This window comes from Prolinoborus fasciculus (assembly GCF_056724605.1).
The window spans coordinates 1-6,280 of the sequence record NZ_JBWZQN010000099.1; the positions used below are offsets into that span (position 1 = coordinate 1).

The window sequence follows — 6,280 nt, forward strand, 5'->3', positions numbered from 1 at the left end:
TGTGCTGGCGACCATAGCAAGAGTGAACCACCTGATCCCTTCCCGAACTCAGAAGTGAAACCTCTTAGCGCTGATGGTAGTGTGGGGTTACCCATGTGAGAGTAAGTCATCGCCAGCTCATTATTCCAAAACACCCCCTGTCAAATGATAGGGGGTGTTTTTTTATGCGCGAAATAATCGTCTTATATATGTCATATATAAATTTAACATCAACATTGCTCAATATTAGACTAGAGCAAGAACTAATTTTAAAGCGTAATAGGTTTATAGCTCCTTTATAGCAATGCATCCAACTGACGTCGAGCATGTTTAAATGCCGTTCTGAGTCCTTCTTCCAAAGTCGGATGATAAAAAGGTTTGGCTAGAATCTGATGAATATCCTGATTGGCATCAATCATCCAAGCCAGTAAATGGGCCAGATGTTCTGCTTGTGAACAGAATAGTTCTGCGCCAAGTAATTTACCGGAGTTTTTATCAAAATAAACTTCTATTCCACCTGAGTTTTCTCCCAAAACTAGAGCACGTCCTTGGTTTTCATAAGAGACGAATCCCCGAATAAATTCGACGTGTTGATCTTCTAGCTGTTTAAAATTTTTTCCGACAATCGCCATTTCAGGATGACAAAATACAATCGCCAATGCGGTTAAGGCAGGAATAGGCTTTACATCCGGATAATTTAAACAGTTATAAACCGCCTGTTTACCCGCATGCGCGGCTTCATGTTGAATAGGGGTATCAAGTGCGGCATCACCGACTATAAATATAGGTAGGTTTGCAAGTTGTTTGGTTTCTTTATCGATAGGAAGGTTTTTGATGTCCTTGAATGTTGAATTGAGTTGATCTAGACCTAAACGATCTATATTGCTTTGTCGACCTGTGGCAGCTAAGACATATTCAACTTCAATATTCTTAGTCTGATCATTTTCTGTAAAGTTAATTTTTACTTTATCATCCTGTATTTCAACTTTATCTGGCAAAATTTTAAATTTGATATTCAGTTCTTTACTTAATTGCTCTTGTGCTAGTTTTTGTAAGATCGGGCTAGTTAAAGCACCTACTTTTTGACTACGCGCAAACATTGTGGTTCGTACACCCAGTCGTTGCATGGCTTGAGCTAATTCAATTGCAATGATGCCACTCCCGATTACTGCTAAAGACTTAGGTAATTGGGAGAATTCAAATATTTCATTGGAAGTGATGTATTTGTCTGTTAATTTTTTCTTTAAAGTTTCATCAATATTGGGGCGTGAGCCTACAGCGACAATAAAACTTTTGGCCCGATAGTATTGTCCATTGACTTCGATCGTTTGGGAATCAATAAATTTGGCTTTTCCGGAAATTTTATGTGAGCTGTCCCATTGATCGACACCTTTCAAGGTTGCGAGAATAAAACGTTCTCTAAAGACATGCACACGTTGCATCACATCTGAAGGATCAATGACAGCATTATGTTGTAAAGCAAGGTCTTCAGCAGTTTGAATATCATGCATGCGATTTGCAGAGGAGATTAGCAATTTACTTGGCATACAACCTACACGGGCACAGGTTGTATCCCACGGGCCATCATTGATAATTAAAATATTTTGGGTATATTCGACGGCTTCGTTATAAGCACTGATTCCTGCAGTGCCTGCGCCAATAATGATGAGGTCGTACATTATATTAAAATCATGTCGTAATATTTTACCACTATACAAAAAAGCCCTCAAAACAAGAGGGCTTTGTAGCAATTCATTACATTAAAGTAAACATACTCAAGTGAGCAAAAGATAACTAAACATCAACATCTACTTGAAGGATTTCAGTTAATTTATTTACTTGTCATCTATTTGGACTTAAATATATTTCATTTTAAACTTAAGCAAGTTAAATCGATGTTCCCACACTTACACCCACAGTCGGCTTCAAATTCATCGAGCTACAACCGGCAAAAGCCAAACTACAACATAAAATAATCAATAACTTATTCATGAATCAATCCTTGAGATTTAGCCTGATTAAACAAAGCAGCTGAACGTGTGCCACTACGGCAAACCATCAAAATTGGTTTAGGCAGCTCATTATAATATCGAGCAAATTCTTCAATATTCGCCTGAGAAAGCTGGCCACTCACCACAGGCTGATAAATCACACTAACTTGAGATTTCTCCGCAATGGAGCGTAATTGACTTACCGTGACATTATTACCAGTTTCCTGATCAGGACGATTTACAATCACAGATTTGAAACCTTGCTGAATCAATTGCTGAAACTTGCTTGGTGTCATTTGCCCTGTGACACTCACCGTAGAGGTCAGCGCACGGCTAAGATCATTTGCAGCAAAAACAGGTGTAATACAGCTAAAATATGTTGTTAGCAACACCCCTTTCCAAAACGACTTAGTCATCCAGCAGATCCATCTGTTTTGCCAGTTGATATAAGTTATTCGAGCGGTTTCCGGTGCGGCAGAACATCAAGATCGGTTTTGGTAACTCATTATAATGATTGACAAAAGTGCGTACATCAAGCTCCGTAATCTGACCGGCTACTACTGGCTGGAATACATAATCCAGACCGGCATTGCGTGCAGCTTCCTCGATTTGTGCACTGGTTGGCTGCTCGGAACCACCTTCCATGTCCGGACGGTTGTTGATAATCGATTTAAAACCTTTCTCAACCACTTGAGTTACGTGTTCCGGACCAATTTGACCAGCAAAACCTACATTTTCGCTCATGACGCCACTCCATCATTTCATTTATATCGATATGCTTTATGATAGCATTAAGCTGAAAACATGCTGAACCTGTTCTGAAATTTTTATAAATGATGATAACCATAAGATAACGCAATGGAGCGCGTATGCAGGCTTATACAGTTGAACCACTGTATGTCAAAAGCGGTCAGGAAGTGATTGCTGCAGATTTTTATCGGCCTAAAAATATAGAAAAACCGGCCGTAATCCTGATGGCTCATGGTCTGGCTGCCTTACGTCAATTTAAACTGGTGCAATATGCCCAGCGTTTTGCCAGTGCCGGCTATGCGGTGGTTTTATTTGACTATCGCTATTGGGGCGGCAGCACTGGGCGTCCACGTGAACTGGTGTCGATCAATGCCCAGCTCGATGACTGGCGAACCATGATCAGACATATTCAGGAACGCAAATCGATTGACAGTAAACGGATCGTGCTCTGGGGTACGGCCTTAAGTGGTGGGCACGTATTGACACTTGCAGCAGAGCTGAAAAATATTCAGGCGGCGATGGTACAGGTGCCTTTTGTCGATGGGGCTGAAAGTGCCCAACTATATCCTTTACAACAACTCCCCAAGGCGCTTAAAGTTTCCAGTCAGGATTATATGGGGGCCAAGGTTGGTATGGCACCAAAAACCTTACCTGTAGTTGATCCGCCTGAGCTATGTTTTATGCCGACACAGGACAGTTATGAAGGTTATCTGTCGATTGTCAATCCGGATTATTACTGGAGTGGTCATATTCCTGCACGGGCATTCTTCAAACTGATGCGCTATCGACCGATTCAGGAGGTAAGAAAGATTAATATTCCAGTACTGTTTATTGCGGCAAAACGGGATAGTCTGATTCCAATTGAATCGAGTCGGGAAACTGCCACCAATATTGCACCATTTGTGCAATATCATGAGTGGAATATCCGACATTTTGATATTTATCATGGGGAATGGTTTGAAAAAGCAGTTTCGACCCAATTAGAATTCTTACATCAACATATTGGAGTGCGCTAGATGATTATTGTATGTCCGGAATGTCTGGCCAAAAACCGTGTCCCTGAAGATAAACTCACTGCCAACCCTGCTTGTGGTCAATGTCATCAAGCCCTGATTCCACTGGCACCGATTGAAATAAATGAGCAGAATTTCAGCCAGTTTGTCACGCATAGTGACTTACCAATCCTGATTGATCTCTGGGCAGAGTGGTGTGGTCCCTGTAAAATGATGGCACCGCATTTTGCGACTGTCGCAAAACAATATCCAAATGTGGTTTTTGCAAAAATTGATACAGAAGCGAATCCTCGCTTAAGTTCGGCATTTAATGTTCGCAGTATTCCGACGCTGGTGTTGATGAATAAAAGCAACGAAATTGCTAGAATAAGCGGTGCATTACGATCAAGCGAGCTGCAAAAATGGCTTGATCAGCAGTTAAATACCCAACCCTAATTCAAATGCCTGGAGTGAAAGTGTCAGATTCTCAAGTAAGACCAGAGGGGATTCTTTCCCTACAGACGATCGCAATGCCTGCAGATACCAACTGGAGTGGTGATGTCTTTGGTGGCTGGATCGTTTCACAAATGGACTTGGCAGGCGCGATTCACGCAGAACGATTTTCAAAGGGACGTTGTGCCACGATTTCGATTAACCAGATGACTTTTCTGGTACCGGTAAAAGTCGGAGACGTGATTAGTTGTTATACCAAAATTTTAAAAGTAGGCAAGACCTCTATCCAGATGGAAATCGAGGTTTGGGACAGTCATGATGATTCACGCCCACCGATTCGGGTGACCGAAGGGGTATTTACCTTTGTTGCAGTAGATGTCAAAGGCAACAAACGTCTGATTCCAGAAGACGCGAAACAGAAGCTTTTAGAATCGCAATCAGCCTAATAATGGCTTGAAATAAAAAATCCCAGATTTAATATCTGGGATTTTTTTGTCTAAAAGAAGAAATTATGATTTCTTAAGCTGGCTCTTGGCAATCCAGGCCCAGAGCATTTCACATTGAATCGGAGCTTCACCTGATTCATCACTTACCACAACTTGAACCAATGTTTCGCCTTTATCTGAACTTTGCATCAAGGCTTGCTGCTCGGATGTAAGCGTAGCAATCGCAGTCATGGCACCGCGCGTCGGGCGTTTAAAATCAATCTTTAAACTTTTGATCAGCACAATTGCCGTATCCGGCACATTCATTGCAGTGACAAAACCAGTCGCGGTTTCTGCCAGTAAAGCCATGGCACAGGCATGTACCTGACCAATATGGTTTTGCATAGCTTTATGATTGGCGATTGTGACCACGACTTTTGCCGGACTCAGCTCTACATAGCGAATCTTGGCAGAGCCTACCATGGGAACCACACGGCCAAAAGTTTTACTCAGTAAAGCACTGCGTATACCTTGTGGTAATCTGGAAGTGGCGTTCACCAGTTTGGTCAGTCGATTGCGATGCGTCATAATTCCTACTTTAAGACACAGAACGGTCTTAATCTTTAAAGTTGTTGAACTGTAAAGGCAAACCAAATTGTTGTTCTTTCAAGAATGCCATTACTTGTTGCAAGGTATCGCGTTTTTTATCAGTTACACGAATCTTGTCGCCCTGAATCGAAGATTGCGCTTTAATCCCACTTTCTTTAATGGCTTTATTAATTTTTTTTGCGGTATCTGAGTCAAGTCCATCTTTAAGCTTGATCACCTGAATCACATTTTTGCCAGAAGCCGTCATTTTTTGTGGATCAAGCGCCTGAATATCGACTTTGCGTTTAAAGAAATGACTTTCCAGCATGCTATAGACTTGTTCACACTGGAAATCGCTTTCAGTCGAGATTTTGATTTCCTTGTTTTTTTCATTCAGTTCAATAGAAACGTCCTGACCACGGAAATCAAAGCGGGTCGCGATTTCTTTTTGGGTGTTTTGAACTGCATGATTTACTTCAAAAATTTCTAATTCAGAAACAATATCGAAAGAAGGCATAGTTTAGACCTTTACAAAGGGAAAGAATATCTGAGATGCTAGGGATGTTTTCTTCATTTGCCAAGTGTTGTTTACATCAAAGGAGTGCGCAATGATCCGTAAACAAGAAATTACAACATTTGAGTTCCCAGAAAATGCAATTATCTGGGATGTACGCGATTCAAGTGCTTTTGCTGAAGCACACGTGAAAGGGGCGGTGAATCAGCCCATTAACGATCTTTCAGCAGAAAGCCTAACTCAGGTGTCAGCGGATCAACCCATTTACATCTTGTGTGGTGGGGGCAGTAAAGCTCCACGTGCTGCGGAAAAACTAGAGGGTTTTGACAGCTCACGTGAATATGTCATTCTGATGGGTGGTACTCGTGCTGCCCGTGATGCAGGCTTACCGCTTGAACAGGGTGCATAAGCATTCTGTCAAAAAAAGCGCCGCAAGGCGCTTTTTTAATGGGGCTAATATTTTTCCCTCTCCTTTTAGGCATAGGTATCTACACAATTCCTGAACTTTGCGTTAAATTGAAGAGCATGCTCTTCAATTTAACATCTCTGGCCTGGATCAGCGTCTTGTCAAGCGCTATAACAGCCTTG

At 41.7% G+C, this 6,280-nt stretch carries 9 protein-coding genes and 1 rRNA gene; 5 read left to right on the forward strand and 5 right to left on the reverse strand.

The annotated features are described in order from the left end of the window. Positions 1-3 precede the first annotated feature (3 nt). A 5S ribosomal RNA gene (gene rrf, locus AC1P5O_RS15915) occupies positions 4-118 on the forward strand. Positions 119-275: 157 nt separating this feature from the next. Here the strand turns inward: rrf and AC1P5O_RS15920 are convergent. The 3 genes from AC1P5O_RS15920 to AC1P5O_RS15930 form a co-directional block, all read right to left on the reverse strand. Next, entirely contained in the window at positions 276-1,658 is a 1,383-nt protein-coding gene (locus AC1P5O_RS15920; RefSeq protein WP_017397643.1) for a dihydrolipoyl dehydrogenase, read from the reverse strand. Between the two features lie 305 nt (positions 1,659-1,963). Then, a complete protein-coding gene (locus tag AC1P5O_RS15925; protein WP_004733682.1) occupies positions 1,964-2,386 on the reverse strand; it encodes a protein tyrosine phosphatase family protein in 423 nt (140 codons plus the stop codon). Beyond that, the gene (locus tag AC1P5O_RS15930) at positions 2,379-2,714 is read right to left on the reverse strand and encodes a protein tyrosine phosphatase family protein (RefSeq protein WP_004733684.1); all 336 of its coding nucleotides are present in this window, start codon (positions 2,712-2,714) and stop codon (positions 2,379-2,381) included. The genes AC1P5O_RS15925 and AC1P5O_RS15930 overlap by 8 nt, the downstream gene beginning before the upstream one ends. A 125-nt stretch (positions 2,715-2,839) precedes the next feature. Here AC1P5O_RS15930 and AC1P5O_RS15935 point away from each other — a divergent pair, with 125 nt between their 5' ends. From AC1P5O_RS15935 to AC1P5O_RS15945, 3 genes are all read left to right on the forward strand, one after another. Further along, entirely contained in the window at positions 2,840-3,736 is an 897-nt protein-coding gene (locus AC1P5O_RS15935; RefSeq protein WP_004733687.1) for an alpha/beta hydrolase, read from the forward strand. Further along, positions 3,737-4,168 (forward strand): thioredoxin TrxC, encoded by a 432-nt coding sequence (gene trxC, locus AC1P5O_RS15940; protein WP_004733689.1) that lies wholly within the window; start codon positions 3,737-3,739, stop codon positions 4,166-4,168. A 74-nt stretch (positions 4,169-4,242) separates the two neighbouring features. Next, positions 4,243-4,611: a hotdog domain-containing protein gene (locus tag AC1P5O_RS15945; RefSeq protein WP_017397644.1), complete on the forward strand. Its 369-nt coding sequence runs from the start codon at positions 4,243-4,245 to the stop codon at positions 4,609-4,611. A gap of 63 nt (positions 4,612-4,674) precedes the next feature. Here the strand turns inward: AC1P5O_RS15945 and AC1P5O_RS15950 are convergent, their stop codons facing one another. Together AC1P5O_RS15950 and AC1P5O_RS15955 are read right to left on the reverse strand one after the other, a co-directional pair. Continuing rightward, positions 4,675-5,178 (reverse strand): DUF4442 domain-containing protein, encoded by a 504-nt coding sequence (locus AC1P5O_RS15950; RefSeq protein ID WP_004733694.1) that lies wholly within the window; start codon positions 5,176-5,178, stop codon positions 4,675-4,677. Positions 5,179-5,206: 28 nt separating this feature from the next. Continuing rightward, entirely contained in the window at positions 5,207-5,695 is a 489-nt protein-coding gene (locus tag AC1P5O_RS15955; RefSeq protein WP_004281601.1) for a YajQ family cyclic di-GMP-binding protein, read from the reverse strand. A 91-nt stretch (positions 5,696-5,786) separates the two neighbouring features. On the opposite strand from AC1P5O_RS15955, the gene AC1P5O_RS15960 reads away from it, so the two are divergent. Further along, positions 5,787-6,101, forward strand: a complete 315-nt coding sequence (locus tag AC1P5O_RS15960) for a rhodanese-like domain-containing protein (protein ID WP_004733697.1) — start codon at positions 5,787-5,789, stop codon at positions 6,099-6,101. Positions 6,102-6,280: the final 179 nt, after the last annotated feature.